The following is a 21,690-nucleotide window of genomic DNA, read 5'->3' on the forward strand; positions in this document are numbered from 1 at the left end:
AGCTATGCTGCAATTTGACCAACTGTCTTACCAAATCGACAATCGAACACTCATCAATCATGTTTCAGGTGAAATCCATGACCATGACTTTATTGTCATCACAGGGCAGTCGGGTAGCGGCAAATCGTTACTGCTAAAGCTACTAGCAAGCCTATTACCTATGTTAGCAGGTAACATCACCTTAAACGGCAAAAATTTGACCGATTTGACGCCGGCTATTTGGCGCTCACAGGTTGCCTATATTGCGCAACTAAGTGAAATGATTGAGGGCAGCGTCTTAGATAACTTGAACCTGCCCTTTAGCTTTGCACTTTATAAAGACAAAAAACTCGATGTATCTTGGCATGAACAGCACCTAGTTAACCTTGGCAAATCACCGCAGTTTTTACAGCAAGATAGCCGCAGCTTATCGGGTGGCGAAAAACAGCTCGTCAATTTATTACGCACGCTACAGTTGCACCCGACCATTTTATTACTCGATGAGCCTACCGCCTCCCTTGATACCACTACCACCCAGCAAGTCGAAACATTGATTAACCACTGGTATCAATCCATCCCCAATGCTACCGTCGTGTGGATCAGCCATGAACCGACCCAAATTCAGCGCTTATTGGCGATTGGCACTAGCCACTGGACGATGGCTAATGGTCAATTGAGCAATCACAAGTTAACGGTGGATAGCAAAGTACGCGCATCCGTATCACAAGGCAATCAGCCATGATGATGTTAGCCATCACCATGCCCGCTATCTCCTACCTACAAGTAGCGCTGGCAAGCCTGGCATTATTACTGGTGATGGCAATCAGTGTTTGGTTAAAATTGGGTATCGTCAAATCCCTGCTCATTGCAAGTTTTCGCACGGTGGTTCAACTAAGCTTAATTGGACTGGTACTTGCGTGGATTTTTGCCAGAGAGCAATGGTATGAAGTGTTGGCAATTTTGACTTTTATGTCGATTATCGCTAGTATCGCTGCCAAAAATCGGGTTAAAAAGCCTTATCAAGGTTTATTTTGGGATACGGCGTTGGCGGTGTTTGTCAGTAGTTGGGTGGTAGCTATATTTGGTGGTGGGTGGGTGCTGTCAGACAACGCAGCTACATGGTTTCGTCCGCAAGTCATGATACCGTTATTGGGGCTGATTTTAGGTAATTCATTGACCGCTGTCTCACTCTCTATGAACCAACTTGTCAGCAGTTTTCATCGCGAACAAAGTATGATTAATACCTATTTGGCATTGTCCGCCACGCCTTGGGAAACCGCAAAACCCTATGTCATTGCTGCCATTCAAAATGGTATCACACCGACGATTAACAGCATGATGGTGGTGGGGTTAGTGAGCTTGCCGGGTATGATGACAGGACAAATTTTGGCAGGCGCAGACCCGCACCAAGCCGTGCTTTATCAAATTATTACCCTGTTTTTAATTGCCACCAGCAGTACATTAGGGTGTACAATAGCGACTTTGCTGATTTTTCGACGGTTTTTTAACCCGCAGTGGCAGTTTGTCATTCCACCCTCTGCCAACACTTCTCATTAACCGTTAATTGGCTATCTTTCATTTATTTACTAAAAATTCTAATGACCCTGCAAAATTTCTTATTTTTTTTAATCAGTACTTGCCTTATCTCGGCAGCGCCTGGCTCTAATATGCTGTTAGCGTTCCAATTTGGTGTCAATTATGGCATCAAAAAAACCCTGTGGACGTTGGCAGGGCTGAGCATGGGTTTATTTATTTTATTGACAACGTCACTGTTAGGGCTAGGGCTTATCAGTACCAACGCGCCTGTTTTACTGACCATTATCAAAGTCGTGGGCGCGCTGTATTTAGCCTATCTTGGGATAAAATCTTGGCGCCAAGCTGACAGCGAATTGCACAGTGACCAGTTACAGGTGATACCGACCCCCGCGCAACTGTTTAAAACAGGGGTTTGGGTGTCGTTGTCCAACCCCAAGGCGATTTTGTTTTTTGCCGCATTTTTCCCCAAATTTATCAACTTTTCCGCGCCTCTACTGCCGCAATACCTCATGCTCACGGTGGGTTTTTTTATGATTGAGATAACTTGGCAACTGGTTTATACCATGAGTGGCAAAAAACTGTCGGATTGGCTGCAATTGGGCAATCGCTTGATGTGGCTTAATCGCTTATGTGGCTTGATATTTATTATCATCGCCATCGCGCTTATTACTGAGATTTTTTGGCATTAGGTTCAAAAAAAATAGTGACGGGCGATATCGACAATCAATTTGAGCGCTATGAGGGTGAGTAGATACGGCAGGATTTTTTCTAGCCAGTCTAAACGGATTTTATGGCGCAGTCGGGTACCAAGCCATGAGCCTACGGTTGCCATGATGACCATCATCACTAGCAATTGCCAATAATCGGCAAACACAAATCCCATCGCCACATAAACTATCAATTTAGCGGTATGCACCACCGTCATCATCAAGGCGCCCGTAGTAACGACGACATTGTTATCATCATAGTACTTATTGAGCATGGCGATATTGAGCGGACCCGGTGTGCCAACAAACACGCCCAAGCCCGTTTGTGCAAATCCTACTAAAAAGAAACTTTCAAAACGGCGAATCACTCGGTTAAAAGTGCTTGACCAAGTTATTAGTAAGATATAAATGCCGATAAATAACGGAATAAGCTCTAAATGGATAAAGCGAACTAACACGCCAAATACCAACAGTCCCGTCAATGAGCCCGCCAAAAATTGCCAAAAATAGGTAAAGTCTAGGGCATCCCGACCAAACCAAGCGCGCGTGGCATTACTGACAAGCTGGGTCACGCCATGCACTGGCACAATCGCTGCTGCAGGCACAAAAAATGGCATCAGTCCAATGAGTATCATGCCGCCGCCCACGCCTGTGATAGCGGTTAAAGCAGAGGTTAATAAATTGGCTAAGGCGAGTAAGCTATCATTCAGCATTTTTTGCCCTAAAATAAAAAACCCGACGTCACATCGGGTTTTTTGATAAGTGAGGGTTAGGCATCGTATGGGTCGCGTAGCACGATGGTTTCAGCACGGTCAGGGCCTGTTGAGATAATGTCAACGGGGCACTCGATAAGCTGCTCAATGCGCTTGATATAAGCTTTGGCATTTTCAGGTAGCTTGTCATACTCTGTCACGCCCACAGTGCTCGTTTTCCAGCCTGGCAAAGTTTCATAGATAGGTTTCACGTTCTCGTAAAACTCCGCATCGCTAGAGCCGCAAACTTCCCCACTTGGCAACTCATAACCTGTGCAGATATTGAGCTGTTCAAGGTCATCTAACACATCAAGCTTGGTCAAGCAGATACCAGATAGGGAGTTTAGTACCACAGCACGGCGTAGAATCGCTGCATCAAACCAACCACAACGACGGGCGCGGCCCGTGGTAGCACCAAATTCTTGACCGACAGTACCGATGTGCTCACCGATATCATCAAATAGCTCAGTTGGGAAGGGACCCGCCCCCACGCGTGTGGTGTAAGCTTTGGTGATACCCAATACGTAGTCAAAGTACAAGGGTCCAAGACCGGTGCCCGTCGCCACGCCGCCAGCGGTGGTATTTGAGCTGGTAACGAAGGGATAAGTGCCGTGGTCAACGTCAAGCAATGTACCTTGCGCGCCCTCAAACATTAAGTTTTTGCCTTCTTTGCATAGCTTGTCAAGCTCGCCCGTCACATCAGCTACCAAGTCTTTTAGCGCATCACGCCACTCTTCTGCCAACTTTAAGGTCGCCTCAAAATCGACTGCGTCCACCCCATAGTATTGGGTCAAGGCAAAGTTATGGAACTCAAGGTTAGTTTTTAATTTATCGGCAAAATCAGCTCGCAACAAGTCAGCAAAACGCAATGCACGGCGCGCTACTTTATCTTCGTACGCAGGGCCGATACCACGACCGGTCGTGCCAATTTTGTTGTTGCCGCGTTTGATTTCACGGGCTTGGTCAAGCGCTACATGCTGTGGCATGATCAGTGGGCAGTTGGGCGAAATACGAAGTCGCTCACGCACAGGCACGCCTGCTTCAACCAGTGATTGCATTTCTTTTAATAGCGCATCTGGGGCTAGCACCACGCCATTACCGATGTAGCAAGTGACACCTTCACGTAGAATACCCGATGGAATCAAATGTAATACGGTTTTTTTACCGCCAACGACTAAAGTGTGACCAGCATTATGACCGCCTTGATAGCGCGCCACCGCACTGGCTTTTTCAGTCAATAAGTCAACGATTTTGCCTTTACCCTCATCGCCCCACTGGCTACCAAGGACAACGACGTTTTTTCCCGTATGTTTCATGATAAGTCACCTTTTATCAAAGTAATTGCTAAAAACAAGTTTACAACAGCTTAAAAATTAATTTTCTGCCAAATGCTCTAAGTACCAAACCCCATTCGCTACTTGCAAACGATGGGTGGTTTGCTCAGGTTCATCGGTTTCATCCAGCGCAATCATCACCCGATGCCCTTCTTGGCGTAGTGAGTCAATCGCTTGTTTGAGCGCTGGCGCATCAGGATGATTGGGTACATGTAAAATAGTTTGTACATGGCTATAAGGTACCACGGTAAAAGGCTGCTCATGTACCTGGATATGATTTTGCCAACGGTTTAGCTCGCAGCTAAAGCCAACGCCGGAACGCACGGCATCGGTATTATCAACTTCATGATGAAAATGGTTGCTAAAACGACCACCACGAATCAGCGGCAATGACTCATCTGCCACGTACACATTAAAGACAACGCCTGTATGATAGTGATATCCCAATCCTGTGACATCGACACTGACGTTGGCATCCCAGTGGTCTTCAAGATAGCTCACCAAATAAGTCAAATCAGACAAGGCTTTGGCAATGATAGCATCGTGTTTGGCTTGAGTTGAGAGCCGTTCGCTCAGTTTTTGCAAGTCATTACCTGCCTCGCCTAGCACATAAAAATCGTTGGCAAGTTCGCCAAACTGGCTCATTTTGCTGGTCAAAAGTTTCAGCTCAGGTAACGCTTTATTGGCATAGAGCTCAATGAGTTTTTCTTGCAGATACGTAGGTACACTGGCAAGCTGGCAAAGCTGCTGAAAAATCGCCACATGACCAATATCAATATGCGAGCGTGCAATCACATCCGTGCTATCTAACAAGGTAAATAGCACATCTAATAGCTCCACTTCACTGGCTAGTGAGTCGGTACCAAAAATCTCAGCCCCCAACTGTAGCGGGGTGCGCGAACCAAATAAGCCCTTTGGCATGGTATAGATTACATGCCCTGCATAACAATAGCGGGAAATTGATTTTGATGGGTTACTAGTGTCTTGATTATTGTGTAGACGCGCATCAATCCGCGCAATTTGTGGGGTGATATCTGCGCGTACCCCCATGAGCCGACCGGTTAGCTGATCAATGATTTTAAAAGTTTGTAATTTAACATCTTCAGACGCATAGCCGAGCAAGCTTTCGGTATATTCAATCATAGGCGGGCTAATAAATTCATAGCCATGGCTGATTAAAATACGGGTCAATTGATAACGCAGGGTTTCTTGCTTTACCGCTTCGGTTGATAGTAAGTCGACAACCCCATCGGGTAATAGCCAAGTATTTTTTGTATTAAGATAAAAAGCAGACTGATTTGCCACATTTGTGGAATTTGATGCTAAATTTGACACAATAAATCCTAAGGATGATTAAATGATATATCACTAGACATGACAACAAGCGGCCATATGAAAACATAGACCATGAATTACCATGTAAAATCATAGAATAATCGATGAGAAGGGCACTTACAAAAATAAAATAAGCAAAGAATAAAATAAGGGCACTTTTCCTTTTCATTGTATCATAGCTTCACTGGGGTTAGGCATTTTTTTATTGCCCAATTTTTTATGCTAAACTCCTATAAAATTTTTTGAAACTTATTTATTAAAACTTACAGCCATGCAACCAGTATAGGGAAATCCAATTCACCCATGAAACTCTTTGTCTCAACTACTTCCCCTTTCGCCCGTCTCGTGATGGTCGCCTGTTTACGCCAGCAAATCGATGCCGAGCTTATATTTGTCATGCCTTGGGAAAACCCACAAGAATTATTAGCGGTCAACCCTTTTAGCCAAGTACCTGCCCTGCTCACCGATAATCAATTACTCATCACCGAAAGCAGTGTGATTTTGGCGCATCTGATGCCGCAAATTTTCGCTGATGAAAAATCTGCCGCTTTAACAAGCCTGAGCCTTGGCATTATCAATCAAGCTGTTCGCGCCTTTGCCACCGAGCGCTTTCAGCCAGCAAGTGCTGCCCCACATCCATTTATTGAGCGCTCAACTAGTCTATTGTCGAATTTACTCCCCAATGCACCACAGCTCGATGCACAAAGCGATGCGCTCGGCCAAATCTTTTTTGGCATTGCCTTAGGGTATTTAAAATTACGTTTGGCTGAGGTGTTTGACAAGGCAGTCACTGAGGCAAACAAAGCGGCACTGGAGCAATTTTATCAGCGAGATTTTATGCAAAAAACTCAGAGTACTGCTTTAGAAAAACTACCAACATTTATCTCTCAACTTTAGCCAATCATCCATCTAGCCCAATCAAAACGTAAAAAGAGCTCACTATGTCCTATCATCCAAAAGCTGAATTAAACCAAACCAATGTACTGGGTACCGCATTAGCGAGTTGCTGTTTTGACCCGTTAACAGGTTATTATCGAAATGGTTTTTGTCATACTGGCGCTGGTGACGTCGGCTTACACACGGTTTGCGCCAAAATGACCCGAGAATTCTTAGAATTTTCTGTTGCCAAAGGCAATGATTTGGTGACGCCTTTACCCGAATTTGGTTTTCCAGGGCTGCAGCCCAATGATTTTTGGTGCGTGTGTGCCCTGCGCTGGGTGGAAGCATTGGATGCGGGGGTTGCGCCGCCGCTAAAACTTGCCGCATGTCATGAGAGTCTCTTAGAGTTAGTAGATATAGAGACACTGCAGCAGTATGCTATTTAAGCCGATAGTGAAAAAATGACCGTTGCTAAGCCTATGGTTAACGAGATTAATCTAGGTTTTAGGGGGCTTTCACGTATAATTATCTTGAGATTGTCATTTTTCACTGTTATCATTATCCATCTAATTTTAGCCGTATGATTGCATTGTCAATGCATGACTTCTTTTTTATTCGTTTAAAAATCACTGAGAATTACAAAATAGCAAGAACACACAGGCGCATTTGCCTACTTTGATGTTTACTTGCTGTTTTGTGGTTGCTACCTTTTAGTACTTTGATAACGACTGGACACATTTATTCGATCTGATATAACTCTTTCAAATCGTGATAGCGAGGTTTTTGGTTATGACGCCACCCCACCAAAACAAAAATTTATCTGAACGCAGCGACGATTTATTAGAGCACCCCACTCAGACGACCCAGCGCGTAACGCCGCCTTTAGCCTCAGCGCTTAATCCGCCACATGATATGTCTGCAGATGCTTTTACCCTTGCCAATGCGGATTTCATGTATGATGAAATCACTGATGAAGAACTCGATTTGCACGGTGATGATAGTTATATCTATGGCGAAGATTATGATGATGATGGCACTGTCGAAGTCTATGCACCGACCGATGTACCACCCCCTGAGTACAACCCTGAAGCTGAAATCACCGAAGATCGCTTTAAAGGGAAAAATGAGATTGCCAACTGCTTTGCCTACTCTCGTAAATCTGGGGAAAAAATCGGCGAGATTGAACTTGATGATGTGCGCCGCGAATTATCCAACAACAACGTATTTGTTTGGGTAGGACTGCATGACCCAAGTATCGAAACCATTCGAGAAGTCCAAGAGGCATTCGACTTACACGAACTTGCCATTGAAGATGCTTTCGCTGAGCATCAACGCGCCAAAGTTGAAAGCTATGGTAATGATAGCGTGTTCGTGGTGGTACGAACCGCCAAATTGACCGAAAACACCATTCGTTATGGCACTACGGCTATCTTTATGGGCAAGCAATATATCATCACTATTCGTCAAGGTGCCTCTCATAGCTACCAAAGTGTGCGAGATTTTTGCCATCGCCGACCAGAAAAATTACGCCTTGGACCCATCTTTGTGCTGCACGCCATCTTAGACTTTATCGTCGATAACTACTTACCTGTCACTGAAAAATTAGGACGTTATTTGCGCGAGCAAGAACGGGAAATTTTCTCTGAAAACTTTAACAAGCATACGCTGCGCAATTTGTATGAATTAAAATCACAGCTCGTACATATGCGTGCTGTCATCTTACCCGTACAAGATATCTGTAATTTTTTTATCAATCATAAAAAGACTGATTTGATTCCAAGTTTCCCTAGCCAAGCCAAACCGTATTTTCGCGACGTCAATGACCATCTACTGCGTGCGCTCGATGCGGTCAATGGACTCAACGAAATGCTCAGTGTTGCCATGGATACTTACATGGCAGTGGTAAATACGGGTCAGAATGATGTGGTACGAAAACTTGCCGCTTGGGCAGGTATCCTCGCGGTTCCGACCGCGGTCGCAGGGATTTATGGGATGAACTTTGAAAATATGCCTGAACTAAAAATGCATTATGCCTACTATGTCTTATTAGCCGTTATTTTGACCATTTGTTTCACGCTTTACTATCGCTTTAAAAAGGCAGGTTGGTTATAAATTTTATCTTTAATTATAAAAGCTTAACAGATGATGCTGTTAGGTTTTTTTATTATTGGTTTATAAATTTATCAATTAAACACTATTCTCTAAACAGTAATTAAATTAAACAGCTCATCAATTTCTGCTTTCAAATGGTACATTTCGGTGTCATTCCATTTTTTGGATAAATGGCTGATGGGCAAAATCACACAGTGTAAATCGCGATAAGTAATGGCGTTAAATGTATTTCTCACAAGAGTTTTATTGGCTTCTCGCTCAAAATATTTAATGACATCCATATTTTGGGTAATGATTAAAACAGGTTTGAGAATACCATATAGCCAATCAAATAGATGCGTACGTTTATGCTGGGGGCTTAATAAAGTCTTTTTGGGGGTGATAACACTATAAAGGTAAGTTTCAATCACAGGATGATTTGAGATTTCATCAATCAAATTTTGCTGAAATATATGGTTGCGATTCCACTGTAAATCATCATTGTAGCTAGCGATGTCATAATGTTCAGCAAACGATTCACGATCAAACCCTATGTCATCATGCCAAATATTTGCATCAAACACGTCTAAATTAACTTCGCGAGCTGGATTGTAGCCGACCATCATAATTTTGCAATTAAGGGGTGACCCTGAACAGATAAAGGGACGTACTTTCACATTGTCTAGTTGCTGCTCGCTAAGCCGCTGCTGCATTTCTGTACGGAATTTTTTTAAATCCATTTTCACGATTTATTTCCAAAAAATTTACTACCAATAAAATCCCACAATTTTTATTATATTACCTAGTCGCTATACAACAATCAATATACTTTTAGCGATAATTAAGTCACTGCTTAACGAGTAAATAGCAAATAAAAAAACCTCAAAAAGCATGAGGTTTTTTTATATTTATCGCCTATATATTTATCGCTTAGTAGCTTATGATAGCGGCAATTACAATTTGCTAGTTAGTTCTGGCAAGATTGCAAAAATATCACCTTCTAGGAAATAATCAGCCACTTGAGAGATAGGCGCTTCTGGGTCATTGTTGATGGCAACGATAACTTTTGAATCTTTCATACCTGCCAAATGCTGAATAGCACCTGAGATACCTGCGGCGATATATAGGTTTGGTGCGACAATTTTACCCGTTTGACCCACTTGTAGGTCGTTTGGCACATAACCTGCGTCAACTGCGGCACGTGATGCACCCATCGCAGCGCCTAGTTTATCAGCGAGGGGCTCAATATATTTGGTGAAGTTTTCACCGCTGGCTAATGCACGACCACCCGATACAACAATCTCTGCAGCAGTTAATTCTGGACGATCAGATTTTGCCAGTTCTTCACCGACAAATTTTGATTTACCCGCATCTTCGCCTGCGCTTACTTGTTCTATGCTGGCTGCGCCGCCTTCTGCTGCCGCTGCATCAAATGCAGTAGTACGAACTGTGATGACTTTTTTGCTTTCAGTATCTTTAACGGTTGCAATGGCATTACCTGCGTAGATTGGACGTTCAAATGTCTCTGCATCAATCACAGCGGTCACATCAGTTAACATATTTACGTCTAACAAAGCGGCAACGCGTGGTAAGAAGTTTTTACCCGTTGTTGTCGCTGGCACCACGATATGGCTATAATCACCTGCAAGCGATACGACGAGTTTAGCAACGTTTTCAGCCAGTTGATGTTCAAAAGCAGCGTTACTTGCGCAAAGCACCTTTGATACCCCCGCTACTTTAGCGGCTTGTTCTGCCACGGCTTCACAGCCAAGACCTGCAACTAACACAACGATATCGCCACCGATTTTGCTTGCTGCCGTTACGGTGTTGAGTGTTGCTTTTTTCAGCTCTTTATTATCATGTTCTGCATATACTAAAATTGCCATGAGATTTTCCTTAATATTTGATAATCGCTATCGTTAAATGACGAATTAAATTGAAGGTAGTTAAATGATTAGATAACTAATAATTAGATAACTTTAGCTTCGTTTCTTAATTTATCGACTAACTCGTCAACCGATTTAACTTTAACACCCGCTTTACGCTCTGAAGGTGGCGTTACTTTTACGATTTGAATGTTACTAGCGGTAGAAACACCATAATCTTCTGGTTTTTTCTCTTCTAATGGTTTTTTCTTCGCTTTCATGATGTTAGGCAGTTTGGCATAACGTGGTTCATTTAAACGTAAATCAGTGGTGATAACCGCAGGCAATGATAACTGAACGGTTTGTAAGCCACCATCGATTTCACGTGTTACATTGACGCTACCACCTTCGACTTTTACTTGTGATGCAAAGGTTGCTTGACCTACATCCATCAATGCCGCTAGCATTTGACCTGTTTGGTTGTTGTCATCATCAATCGCTTGTTTGCCTAGTAAAATGATGTCAGCAGCTTCAGCTTGTGCAATCGCTTTTAAAATTTTTGCGACTTGTAGTGGACGCACAGTGTCAGTAGTTTCAACTAAAATACCACGATCTGCACCCAGTGCCATTGCGCCACGGATTTGTTCTTGTGCTTCTTTTGGACCGATAGATACAACAACAATTTCAGAGACGACGCCCGCTTCTTGTAGGCGTACAGCTTCTTCCACAGCAATCTCATCAAATGGGTTTACAGACATTTTAACATTGGTTAAGTCAACACCAGTGTTGTCCGCTTTTACACGAACTTTTACGTTATAGTCAACTACACGTTTAACAGCAACTAATGCTTTCATACGTTCCTCGTTTGTTATATGAATTAAAAAAGGAGGATAAATCCAAGTATCCCCAGTCATGATAAAATGAACACCCTATTCTTCTTAACTTAAACTAGCTTGGTGAGCTAACTTAGCAAGCTAAAAAGAATAGTTATACTGTGAATACTCACAATACCCATTATCTTTGTTAATAATATATGTTGCGATAACTTACCCAACAAATCAAGAAAATCCTATGAATTTTAAGTCATAAAAAAATGGTTGGAAAACATCAAAAATTCTTGAATTTTTCGAATATATCATAACTAAAATAATTAGGGAAATTTTTTAACTAAATATTCAACATACAATGTCTTGTGCTTGATATAAACATTGAACACAAAACAAACGCGCAAAAAAAAACAACCTATCGTCTGGTTGTTTTTCTTTATTGCAAGCTAATTAAGATAAGCAGTTAATAAACAAACAATTAAGCTTGTAGTTATTATTATTGTGCTTCGATTTGTTCGGCTTGTGGGCCTTTTTGACCTTGGCTCAATACGAAGCTCACACGTTGACCTTCTTTAAGTGTTTTAAAACCTGAACCTTGGATTGCACTGTAATGAGCAAAAACGTCTTGACCGCCATTGTCTTGAGCGATGAAGCCGAAACCTTTGCTCTCATTGAACCATTTTACAGTACCAGTAGCTTTATCTGACATAAAAAATCCTACATTAAAAATTAACTATGTTATCTATAACGCTTGCAATTACTTAGGTAAATACAGGGTGTTATAAATTGTCATCGCCAAAAGTTTGTTAAGTGTATTTTAGCGAATAATGACAGTATAGCCTAGTTTTAGCGTTTCACCTACTATTTTTTGATTTTTTTACCACAAAGTTACAATTAAAAAGGGATTTCAATTGACTTTATTAAGCTAGATTAAAGGCGATAACACCGTTCATCAACATATTGATAAATATCGCAATGCTGGTCACCGTAATCACCAGTGAAAATGATAGGCTATAGTCCATATATTTGATGGGCATACTCATGTCATCGACATCTTTAATATCGCCCGCCTGGTCTTTGAGTAGATAAAATCCGTAAATCCAACCAAATATGCTATACAAAATATAGGCAAATGGCACGACTTTGGCAATGCTACTAAATGCGCCATAATATACGGCAACCACAGATACCATGAGCCACACAGTTTCTAATATGGAGCTCACGCTAAATAACGTTGATTGCGGCAGTTTTCCTAAATTTTTCTTCAAAACAATGGATTCATAGGCAATCAGTAGGGCGACAATTAACGTACCGACCAGATAAATTGCTTGCCAATTTAACGTATAGCTATCCCCGATGAGGTAATTCAAAGGATTTGCCAATGCAGGCAAAGCACTCATGCCGCTAAAAGTGTTTAACAAAGTTGCAGTGGATAACTGCCAAACAGACGCTATATTCAAAACATATCTCATAAAGTTTACATCGATACCCATTATTTTATACTAAAAAACCCTGTCCATGTAACTTTACACAGCGCAGGGTTATTGTCATTTTATTGTTTTTACCAAATGGGTATGATGTCATTGGTCAAACTAACTGGGTGCAAAACTAGTTCTTCTCTTTGTCGATGATTTTGCTTGAGGTAATCCAAGGCATCATACCGCGAAGTTTGGCACCTGTTTTTTCGATTTCGTGCTCAGCGGTTTGACGACGGCGCGCTGTCATTGATGGGTAATTTGACATACCTTCAGCGATAAACATTTTTGCATATTCGCCTGATTGGATACGTTTTAGGGCATTACGCATCGCTTCACGTGATTGGTCATTAATAACTTCTAGACCTGTCACGTATTCACCGTATTCTGCGTTGTTACTGATTGAGTAGTTCATATCAGCAATACCGCCTTGGTACATCAAGTCTACAATCAATTTTAATTCGTGTAGACATTCAAAGTACGCCATTTCTGGGGCATAACCTGCTTCAACCAAGGTTTCAAAGCCCATTTTGACCAGTTCAACCGCACCACCACACAGTACCGCTTGCTCACCAAATAGGTCCGTTTCAGTTTCGTCTTTGAACGTTGTTTCGATGATGCCTGAACGACCACCGCCGACGCCCATCGCGTAAGACAATGCGACTTGTTTGGCTTGACCAGAGGCATCTTGGTAAACGGCGATTAAGTCAGGAATACCGCCGCCTGTGGCAAATTCGTTACGCACGGTATGACCCGGTGCTTTTGGCGCAATCATGATGACGTCTAGGTCTTTGCGTGGTACCACTTGGTTGTAATGGATTGAGAAACCATGGGCAAATGCAAGCGTGGCACCTTGTTTGATGTTTGGCTCAATCACGTCATTGTATAATTGTTTTTGGAATTCGTCAGGGGTCAAAATCATGACTAGGTCGGCTTGCTTGACTGCTTCTTCTACTTCAGCCACTTTTAGACCGGCATTTTCTGCTTTTTTCCAAGATGATGAATCTTTACGAAGACCTACGGTGACATCAACACCGCTGTCTTTTAGGTTTAATGCGTGGGCGTGACCTTGTGAGCCATAGCCGATAATCGCAACTTTTTTGCCTTGGATGATTGATAGATCACAATCTTTATCATAAAAAATGTTCATAACTATTTCCTTGTGTAAAAAACAACTACTATTAAAAGATTAAAAGGTTGGTAAATTTAGACGCTGAGGATTTTTTCACCCCGAGCGATACCAATAACACCAGAACGTACTACCTCTAAAATGCGTTCACGTCCCATCAATTCGATAAAGCCGTCCAATTTTGCCGTGTCACCGACAATTTGAATGGTATAGACATTGGGCGTGATATCAACAATACTTGCACGGAAGATATCCGCACAGCGCTTCACTTCTTCACGGTTGCTACCCGTGGCACGCACTTTAATCAGCATGAGTTCGCGCTCAATATGTACACTATCGGTCAGCGTGGTTACTTTAACGATTTCAATCAGCTTGTGCAACTGTTTGGTCACTTGCTCAATCTTATTTTGATCGGTATCTGTGGTCAAGGTCAAACGCGATAAAGTCGGGTCATCGGTTGGCGCGACGTTCAATGTCTCGATGTTGTAGCCACGTTGTGAAAATAAGCCAACTACACGAGACAGTGACCCTGATTCATTTTCCATTAAGACAGAAATTAAATGTTTCATTAGGTACGCTCCCCTTTGGCTAACCACATATCACGCATTGACTGACCTGCTAATTGCATTGGATAAACATGCTCGTTTTTATCGACGAGTACATCGATAAATACCAATCGATCTTTGAGGGATAAGGCATAAGCAAGTTGTTCATCAAGTTTGGCTGGGTCAGTGATTTGGATACCGACATGACCGTAAGCTTCTGCAAGTTTGACAAAATCTGGTAATGAATCCATATAAGAGTGCGAATGGCGACCTTCATAAATCATATCTTGCCATTGCTTGACCATACCCAACTGGGCGTTGTTAAGATTTAAAATCTTCACTGGTAAGTTATATTGTAGGCAAGTTGATAGCTCTTGGATATTCATCTGAATTGAGCCTTCACCGGTGATACAGACCACATCACGCTCTGGGTTAGCAAGTTTGGCTGCCATTGCATAAGGTAATCCTACCCCCATGGTGCCTAACCCACCTGAGTTTAACCATTGACGGGGTTCGTCATATTTATAGTATAGGGCGGCAAACATTTGGTGCTGACCCACATCAGATGTGATGATAGCTTTACCATGCGTTAACTCATATAAGCGCTCAACAACGTGCTGTGGTTTCATGCCATTGCTGTCGTCTTTGTCATAGCGTAGACCATGACGTTTACGCCATTCATTGATTTGCGCCCACCAATCATTTAGCGCGGCTTGGTCAAGCTGTCCGTTATTTTCTGTTAATACGGCGAGCATATCGCTTAGCACATTTTTTACATCACCGACAATCGGGATATGTGCGTTGATGGTTTTTGAGATTGATGCAGGGTCGATATCAATATGGATAATTTTAGCGTTTGGACAGAATTTTTGCGTATTGTTGGTCACACGGTCATCAAAACGCGCGCCCACAGCCAAAATCACATCTGAATTATGCATGGTCATATTGGCTTCATACGTCCCATGCATCCCAAGCATACCTAAAAACTGTTTATCCGATCCTGGATAAGCGCCCAAACCCATCAAAGTATTGGTCACCGGTAAATTAAGTAAACGGGCTAATGCGGTTAATTCTGCACTTGCGTTTGACGCAATCACGCCACCCCCTGAATATAGAACAGGGCGTTTGGCAGCAATTAAGGTTTCGATGGCTTTACGAATTTGTCCTGAATGACCGCGAACCGATGGTTGGTAAGAACGCATACTGACCGACTCAGGGAAATGGTAAGGGAATTTTTCGTTAGGCGCGGTTTTGTCTTTGGGTACATCAATCACCACAGGACCTGGGCGACCAGAGCTTGCGATATAAAACGCTTTACGCACGATTTCTGGGATTTCGCTGGCATGACGTACTTGAAAACTGTGTTTGACGACCGGACGTGACACACCAATCATATCAGTTTCTTGGAACGCATCATCACCGATGAGGCTTGAAGGCACCTGACCTGAGATGATAACCATCGGAATGGAATCCATAAACGCGGTTGCGATGGCAGTAACCGTATTGGTGGCGCCTGGACCTGATGTCGCTAATACCACCCCTGTTTGACCTGTGACACGGGAATAAGCATCTGCCATATGACCCGCTGCTTGTTCGTGACGCACGAGGATGTGCTCAATGCTATCTTGTTTGAACAAAGCATCATAAATATGCAACACGGCGCCGCCTGGATAGCCAAAAATGTATTCGACACCTTCGTCAATTAGCGCTTGCACCAGCATTTCTGCACCAGACATCATCACAGGTTCACCTGCTGAGGCTTTGGCGGTTTTTTTGTCAAAATTGGGTGCAGCGTGAGCCGTTTGGTTTTCTCCCGTCATATTGGGAGCTTGGGTAGTTTGAGTCACTGTCATCACCTTTTATGGTCGTCTTCAAAAATGATACTGGGAAGTTGTTTTAGATAAAAATTGCTAAATGATTAGCAAGAATCTTCAACACTGCCATAAGGTAACAGTGAACAAATCAGACGAGGGCAAAAAGCATGATAACCAAAAAAGAAAGCATCACAAAAATTACGTAATGTATAAATTGATGGCTACTTTTTGTCTTTGTTGACCGATAAGTCAGGGTTGTTAGATTCTTTTGTTTAGATTCATAAACAACAACAACGGTAAAAAATGCTCTCATCCAATTGTAGAGCCTAATCAGCGGATAGCGCCAATTAGCTTAGATTTTACCAATTAGTAACCAACGATAATTGTTACTAACGACCAGTAGAGGACTTATGATGTGAGTTTTTTTAACACTTGTCAATAAAAAAAAGCTACTAGGATTTATAACTTTTAGTTATAGATAAATGAATTGTCTGAAGCTTGATTTTAAGGCTTGGTTTTAAGGATTGATAAACTTTAAAATCTCAGACTGATTGAGCCAGTCATTTTTAGAAAATTACCTTTAGGAAATTAAACGATTATCTTGTCGAAATTTACTGCTAAAAGCTATCAAGCTGTGATAGGCTATCGCATAATTTTCTCGTTTCTTGCATAGGAAAAACAATGTTAAAGCCACTGTTTTTGTTATCACTCATGTTATCACCATTCGTTATGGCGAGTTCAAATGCAGCCACTTACTACAAGTGGACTGACAAAAATGGTGTGCCGCATTATAGCCAATATGCGCCGACCAATGGTGTTAATTTGCGACAAGTGCAAGTGGTTAATACCCGTGAACTTGGACCTAGTAGTCTTGCACCTGCAACCGCTGGCAATACTACAGGTGCTGCATCAGGTGTATCACCAACGCTGACAGCTGATCAAAAACGCGCTGCTGAACTTGAAGCACAAAATCAGCAACTCAAAAAACAGCAAGATGCGGAGCGCTGTAAAGCCTTACAAAGTACCCTTGCCAACTTAAACCAAGGCGGGCGCGTCTATGAGATGGATAATAAAGGTGAACGTAAATATTTAGATGGTCGTGAAATTGAGCTACGCCGTCAGCAAGTCGCGCAAACAGTGAGCCAATACTGTAAATAACTTTGCATGCTATATGACTTTAGCATTCAATTAAAATTAACGGTGTGTAAAGGTTAAAGGTGAGTGAATTCTCACCTTTTTTCTATTGAACCTTCTTAACCTGCCATGATTTTAATCTTGCGTGAATTGATGGATGATGTCACCGATTGCCGATGCCATGTGATTGGCTTGCAACGCATATTCACCCATTTTTTCTGCTAACGTATCACCCGCTTTGGCATGTATGAGCACGGAGGCTAGCATGGGTGCGGCAATTGCTTGCCCCAATAAGCCCGCCATCAGACCTGCCAAGCAGTCGCCCATGCCAGCCGTTGCCATACCGGCATTACCCAAGCCGCAAATATCAATGCTGTCACGCTCAAGACTGTCACCTTCAAGCACAATTGTTTGCGCCCCTTTGATAAGCCAATTGCCCCCATATTGGTGAGCTAATGCCCGAATCGCGCTGATTTTGTCTCGATCGATATCAGTATAGGGCTGATTGAGCAAACGTCCTGCTTCCGCTGAATGCGGCGTTAGGTAAAACCGTTGGTTTGACTGTCCCAATCGTGGTTGAATGGGAGCATTTAAACCGTCACTCGTGCTTGCCCAATCTGCTAAATGGTATAAACCATCAGCGTCAATGACACATAGCTTCTCTGATTGCTTGATGGCCATAAGATACTGGTTAAATAAATCAAGCGTTACTTTATCCCTACCCAAACCCATGCCGATGGCAACCACATCCACCGCGTCAATCAGCTCGATGACGCTAGCGATATTGTGTAAATCCGCGGTCATGGCATTGGGCAAAGCGGTGACAATGGCTGGATGAAAATCACGATGACAGGCAACAGTGACTTTGCCTGCACCACTGCTCAATGCTGCATTGGCGGCCAATATCGCCGCCCCTGCCATGCCATGCCCATCCTGTAACCGATTGCCACCGATGATGAGTACATGACCATACGTACCTTTATGGCTCACCTGCTGACGTTGTGGTAAGTTAGGTAGCGTGGAATGCAACAAGATGCCTGATTGCTCAATAGGGAGCAAAGGCACATCGATAACGCTGCCAACATAATCTTTACTACCCCCGATATGCAGTCCGACCTTTCGCCCGATTAAACAAAGTGTCTTGTCTGCTTTAATCGCAATGTCATCGTACACTTCGCCCGTAGCGGCATTAAGTCCGCTGGGTACATCGATGCTGATGACTTGACAAGCGTGAACTTGCTTGCGGTATTGATTAATCCAATTGATGATTGTCTGATAATCATCGCTAGGCTTGCCATCGAGTCCAATCCCCAACAACCCATCAATCACCACATCATACTGATAGCTTAAACCAAGCTCATAGAATGGCTGTAAAAATGCTGTCAACGTCAAGTATTTTGCCGCATTTGGACAGTTTGACAGGTACATGTGCTTTGCTGTTTGGCTGTCGAGGGTGCTAGGCGCTGCGACTTGTACTACGGTAACTGACCAATGCGGGCAAAGCTGGTTGACATAATGCGCCACCAACCAAGCATCGCCGCCATTATTACCAGCGCCGGCTACTACCAATACCGATTTTTGAGGGTGACTGCTTTTTTGAAGGTGATTGCTTTTTTGAGGGGGACTGCCTTTTTGATTGCTACTTTCCTGCTTGATGATGTGTGCAAGTTGCCATGCAGCTTGTTGCATTAAGGCAAAACTGTCATTTTTGCTAAACCAGTTTTTTTCAATGTCATATATTTGTTTGGGGCTATATAAGGCAGTGGCGTTTTGCATCACAGTATTTTTATCCGTCTGTGCATTACTTTGCATAAGATGATCCAATGATGTGGTAAATGTTTATTTTGTTATAATAGCATTTTAATTTTATCTGGTTGTTGGCATGTTGGACACTACAAACGAACTCAATGCACTCAAGGGCTGGATAAAGGCGCAAGCCAAGGCGTTGGGGTTTGCTGATTGTGGCTTTGTCCATCCCGCCAATCCCATCTTTGTAAAACAGCTTGATGCCTTGCAAACTTGGTTAGCACAAGGTAAACATGGGGATATGCTGTTTTTTGAAGACAATCATGATAAACGTGCTAACCCTGCGTTGTTAGTTGACAAGACCCAAAGTATCATTAGTGTGCGTTTAGATTATTTGGTCACGCCGCCGCCCAAACGCAGTGTACCAGACAACGAGCGCCCCAACTCAGCGATTATTGCCCGCTATGCTCGAGGACGTGATTATCATAAAACCATGCGAGGGTTATTAAAAACCCTAGCCAGACTGATTCAAGACAAACTAACCACCGATTATCCGCAATATGCCAACGACTTTGTATTTCGTCCCTTTAGCGACTCCGCGCCTATATTTGAGCGCGCGTTGGCTGAGCAAGCAGGTTTGGGCTGGACAGGCAAACACACTTTGCTGATTCATCCACAAGCGGGGTCATTTTTTGTGTTGGGGGAATTATTCACCAGCTTGCCTTTGGCAGAGGATAAAAAGCAAATCGAAACCACATTATCGCATTGTGGCAGTTGCCGGGCTTGTATTCATGTGTGCCCTACCCATGCCATCCGCAAAACACCCACCGGGCATTATGATGTCGATGCACGGCTGTGTATTTCGTATTTAACCATTGAATTAGATGGCAAAATCCCTGTAGAACTTCGTCCCAAAATTGGCAATCGCATTTTTGGCTGTGATGATTGTCAGTTGATTTGTCCTTGGAATAAATTTGCCAGATTAGCGACGATTGAGGATTTTAATCCGCGTCACCGTTTAGATGAGATGTCACTACTTGAGTTATGGGCATGGGATGCACAGGATTTTTTGACAAAAACTGAAGGCTCGCCGATTCGCCGCACGGGCTACGACAATTTTATGCGCAATGTGGCGGTAGCCTTGGGAAATGCACCGTTTAGCCAAGCAATTATTGACAAACTGCAACAAAAACGCCCAATGCTAAGCGAAAACACACAAGAACATATTGATTGGGCGATCCAGCAACAACTTAATAAAAGTTAAAATGACGAGTTGGGTTGTTGCAAAAAGGCGATTTCCTCATCACTGGATTGTCTACCCAAAATCGCATTGCGGTGCGGATAGCGCCCAAATCTTTCAATAATGGCTTGATGCTTATATTCAAACGCTAATGTATCGTTACTGGCGTATTTTTTAAACAGTGGCAACGCCTGCTGATGAATGGTTGCCGATTCTGCATGCATAAAAGGCATTAAAGCAAAATTGCGTTCGTCTTGATTCAACTTGTCAAAATCTGGCTGTCTGACGATTTCTTGCGCCAATACTAACGCCATGCCATCTTGGGCAAAAGCTTGTGAAGAATCTCGAAAAATATTGCGCGAAAACTGGTCCAATACAATGATTTCTGCCAATCGCCCTTTTGTACTGGCTCGCCAATCCCCTAACTCGCCTCGTTTGGCTTGCTCAAGTGTGGCTAAAAATTTAGCCGTTACAGTTTTATCAAAATCCTCATCTTTGGCAAACCAAAATGGCTTAGTATTTTCCTGCAACCAAAAATCTAATACCTTTTTAGCGTCCGCTGATAAGGGTTGCGCTGCTACCTGTGATTGATTGGTCATTTGCTTTCCTTTTGTAGGGTAATTATAGTGACTTGTTGGGTAATGATAGTGACAAATTTTGCTAAACAAGCGCGATTTACCTATAATGTGGCACAAATTTAGATTGAGAACAACCATGTATCCTTTTTTACGACTTGGCACCCATGCCATCAAAAGTGCGATTAAACAAAAGCAAGGTCATTCGCTTCAATTAACCGATACCAGCGAAATCACCTTGACTGCTAATATCAACGACATTGACAATTTTTTTGAAATGAACAACGGGCGTATTTTTACGCTGTTTGATTTGGGACGAAATGATCTTGCCATTCGCTCTGGGCTTGCCAAAAAATTATTCAAGCATCGCTGGGGGCTGGTGGTCGCTGGTAGCACCATCCAATATCGTAAGCGTGTTCGTTTATTTGATAAGGTCACCATCAAAACCCGACTGATAGCAGTCGATGAGCGCTGGTTTTATATTGAGCAAAGCATGTGGGTCAAAGGTCAGCCGACTTGCTCTGCGCTGCTGCGCACCGGTATCACCAACATCGTGACTGGCAAGGTTTTGCCGACTGAGCAAGTGCTCAGCGCATTGGATTATAAAGATATCAATATGCCACCTGATGACTGGGTCAAAGCTTGGTCAGACGCCGATAAAATCCGCCCATTTCCTAAAGCCAATGTCCACTTTGCCAAAGATTCTGCTATCACCGAGTAACCCACA

The 21,690-nt window shown here is 43.0% G+C and carries 22 protein-coding genes; 9 read left to right on the top strand and 13 right to left on the bottom strand.

Features of this window, described 5'->3' with window-relative positions:
• Nucleotides 1–4: 4 nt before the first annotated feature.
• The 3 genes from RTS10_RS00870 to RTS10_RS00880 are packed head-to-tail and all read left to right on the top strand — an operon-like array spanning nt 5 to nt 2,204.
• Entirely contained in the window at nt 5–721 is a 717-nt protein-coding gene (locus tag RTS10_RS00870; protein WP_312538762.1) for an ABC transporter ATP-binding protein, read from the top strand.
• The gene (locus RTS10_RS00875; RefSeq protein ID WP_312538763.1) at nt 718–1,536 is read left to right on the top strand and encodes an ABC transporter permease; all 819 of its coding nucleotides are present in this window, start codon (nt 718–720) and stop codon (nt 1,534–1,536) included. The genes RTS10_RS00870 and RTS10_RS00875 overlap by 4 nt, the downstream gene beginning before the upstream one ends.
• A 41-nt stretch (nt 1,537–1,577) precedes the next feature.
• Nucleotides 1,578–2,204: a LysE family translocator gene (locus RTS10_RS00880; RefSeq protein ID WP_312538764.1), complete on the top strand. Its 627-nt coding sequence runs from the start codon at nt 1,578–1,580 to the stop codon at nt 2,202–2,204.
• 2 nt (nt 2,205–2,206) lie between these two features.
• On the opposite strand, the gene RTS10_RS00885 is transcribed toward RTS10_RS00880, so the two are convergent.
• From RTS10_RS00885 to RTS10_RS00895, 3 genes are read right to left on the bottom strand one after another with little or no spacing between them, the layout of a single operon-like run.
• Entirely contained in the window at nt 2,207–2,935 is a 729-nt protein-coding gene (locus RTS10_RS00885; protein WP_007116771.1) for a sulfite exporter TauE/SafE family protein, read from the bottom strand.
• A gap of 56 nt (nt 2,936–2,991) precedes the next feature.
• On the bottom strand, nt 2,992–4,290 hold the full coding sequence (locus RTS10_RS00890; RefSeq protein ID WP_007116772.1) for an adenylosuccinate synthase: 1,299 nt from the start codon (nt 4,288–4,290) through the stop codon (nt 2,992–2,994).
• Nucleotides 4,291–4,347: 57 nt separating this feature from the next.
• Nucleotides 4,348–5,643, bottom strand: a complete 1,296-nt coding sequence (locus RTS10_RS00895) for an ATP phosphoribosyltransferase regulatory subunit (protein WP_312538766.1) — start codon at nt 5,641–5,643, stop codon at nt 4,348–4,350.
• 303 nt (nt 5,644–5,946) lie between these two features.
• Here RTS10_RS00895 and RTS10_RS00900 point away from each other — a divergent pair, with 303 nt between their 5' ends.
• The 3 genes from RTS10_RS00900 (at nt 5,947) to corA (ending at nt 8,634) form a co-directional block, all read left to right on the top strand.
• The gene (locus RTS10_RS00900; RefSeq protein WP_312538767.1) at nt 5,947–6,540 is read left to right on the top strand and encodes a glutathione S-transferase N-terminal domain-containing protein; all 594 of its coding nucleotides are present in this window, start codon (nt 5,947–5,949) and stop codon (nt 6,538–6,540) included.
• Between the two features lie 44 nt (nt 6,541–6,584).
• The gene (locus tag RTS10_RS00905) at nt 6,585–6,968 is read left to right on the top strand and encodes a DUF2237 family protein (RefSeq protein ID WP_065252584.1); all 384 of its coding nucleotides are present in this window, start codon (nt 6,585–6,587) and stop codon (nt 6,966–6,968) included.
• A 505-nt stretch (nt 6,969–7,473) separates the two neighbouring features.
• A complete protein-coding gene (corA, locus tag RTS10_RS00910) occupies nt 7,474–8,634 on the top strand; it encodes a magnesium/cobalt transporter CorA (RefSeq protein ID WP_312539002.1) in 1,161 nt (386 codons plus the stop codon).
• An 89-nt stretch (nt 8,635–8,723) separates the two neighbouring features.
• Here corA and RTS10_RS00915 read toward each other — a convergent pair whose 3' ends face one another.
• From RTS10_RS00915 to RTS10_RS00950, 8 genes are all read right to left on the bottom strand, one after another.
• Nucleotides 8,724–9,359: a hypothetical protein gene (locus RTS10_RS00915; protein ID WP_312538768.1), complete on the bottom strand. Its 636-nt coding sequence runs from the start codon at nt 9,357–9,359 to the stop codon at nt 8,724–8,726.
• A 207-nt stretch (nt 9,360–9,566) separates the two neighbouring features.
• Nucleotides 9,567–10,499, bottom strand: coding sequence for an electron transfer flavoprotein subunit alpha/FixB family protein (locus RTS10_RS00920; RefSeq protein ID WP_201664265.1), 933 nt, complete (start codon nt 10,497–10,499; stop codon nt 9,567–9,569).
• Nucleotides 10,500–10,582: 83 nt separating this feature from the next.
• Nucleotides 10,583–11,332 carry an electron transfer flavoprotein subunit beta/FixA family protein gene (locus RTS10_RS00925; protein WP_312538770.1) on the bottom strand — a complete coding sequence of 250 codons (750 nt, stop codon included), beginning with the start codon at nt 11,330–11,332 and terminating at the stop codon, nt 10,583–10,585.
• 469 nt (nt 11,333–11,801) lie between these two features.
• Nucleotides 11,802–12,014 carry a cold-shock protein gene (locus RTS10_RS00930; RefSeq protein WP_007116781.1) on the bottom strand — a complete coding sequence of 71 codons (213 nt, stop codon included), beginning with the start codon at nt 12,012–12,014 and terminating at the stop codon, nt 11,802–11,804.
• 211 nt (nt 12,015–12,225) lie between these two features.
• Nucleotides 12,226–12,765 (bottom strand): hypothetical protein, encoded by a 540-nt coding sequence (locus RTS10_RS00935; protein WP_312538772.1) that lies wholly within the window; start codon nt 12,763–12,765, stop codon nt 12,226–12,228.
• Nucleotides 12,766–12,913: 148 nt separating this feature from the next.
• A complete protein-coding gene (ilvC, locus tag RTS10_RS00940) occupies nt 12,914–13,930 on the bottom strand; it encodes a ketol-acid reductoisomerase (RefSeq protein WP_065252581.1) in 1,017 nt (338 codons plus the stop codon).
• Between the two features lie 56 nt (nt 13,931–13,986).
• Nucleotides 13,987–14,478 carry an acetolactate synthase small subunit gene (gene ilvN, locus RTS10_RS00945; protein ID WP_007116784.1) on the bottom strand — a complete coding sequence of 164 codons (492 nt, stop codon included), beginning with the start codon at nt 14,476–14,478 and terminating at the stop codon, nt 13,987–13,989.
• Nucleotides 14,478–16,193: an acetolactate synthase 3 large subunit gene (locus tag RTS10_RS00950; protein ID WP_264754942.1), complete on the bottom strand. Its 1,716-nt coding sequence runs from the start codon at nt 16,191–16,193 to the stop codon at nt 14,478–14,480. Before RTS10_RS00950 ends, ilvN begins: the two co-directional genes overlap by 1 nt.
• A 756-nt stretch (nt 16,194–16,949) precedes the next feature.
• Between RTS10_RS00950 and RTS10_RS00955 the strand changes: the two genes are divergently transcribed.
• The gene (locus tag RTS10_RS00955; RefSeq protein WP_312538774.1) at nt 16,950–17,426 is read left to right on the top strand and encodes a DUF4124 domain-containing protein; all 477 of its coding nucleotides are present in this window, start codon (nt 16,950–16,952) and stop codon (nt 17,424–17,426) included.
• A 111-nt stretch (nt 17,427–17,537) separates the two neighbouring features.
• Here the strand turns inward: RTS10_RS00955 and RTS10_RS00960 are convergent, their stop codons facing one another.
• Nucleotides 17,538–19,214 (bottom strand): NAD(P)H-hydrate dehydratase, encoded by a 1,677-nt coding sequence (locus RTS10_RS00960; protein WP_312538775.1) that lies wholly within the window; start codon nt 19,212–19,214, stop codon nt 17,538–17,540.
• A gap of 70 nt (nt 19,215–19,284) precedes the next feature.
• On the opposite strand from RTS10_RS00960, the gene queG reads away from it, so the two are divergent.
• On the top strand, nt 19,285–20,412 hold the full coding sequence (gene queG, locus RTS10_RS00965; RefSeq protein ID WP_312538776.1) for a tRNA epoxyqueuosine(34) reductase QueG: 1,128 nt from the start codon (nt 19,285–19,287) through the stop codon (nt 20,410–20,412).
• Here queG and RTS10_RS00970 read toward each other — a convergent pair.
• Complete coding sequence (locus tag RTS10_RS00970; RefSeq protein ID WP_312538777.1) at nt 20,409–20,987, bottom strand: DUF924 family protein; 579 nt, start codon at nt 20,985–20,987, stop codon at nt 20,409–20,411. The genes queG and RTS10_RS00970 overlap by 4 nt on opposite strands.
• A 115-nt stretch (nt 20,988–21,102) precedes the next feature.
• On the opposite strand from RTS10_RS00970, the gene RTS10_RS00975 reads away from it, so the two are divergent.
• The gene (locus RTS10_RS00975) at nt 21,103–21,684 is read left to right on the top strand and encodes an acyl-CoA thioesterase (protein WP_065252575.1); all 582 of its coding nucleotides are present in this window, start codon (nt 21,103–21,105) and stop codon (nt 21,682–21,684) included.
• Nucleotides 21,685–21,690 lie beyond the last annotated feature (6 nt).

The organism is Moraxella sp. CTOTU47616 (assembly GCF_032017465.1).
Classification (GTDB): Bacteria; Pseudomonadota; Gammaproteobacteria; order Pseudomonadales; family Moraxellaceae; genus Faucicola; species Faucicola tetraodonis.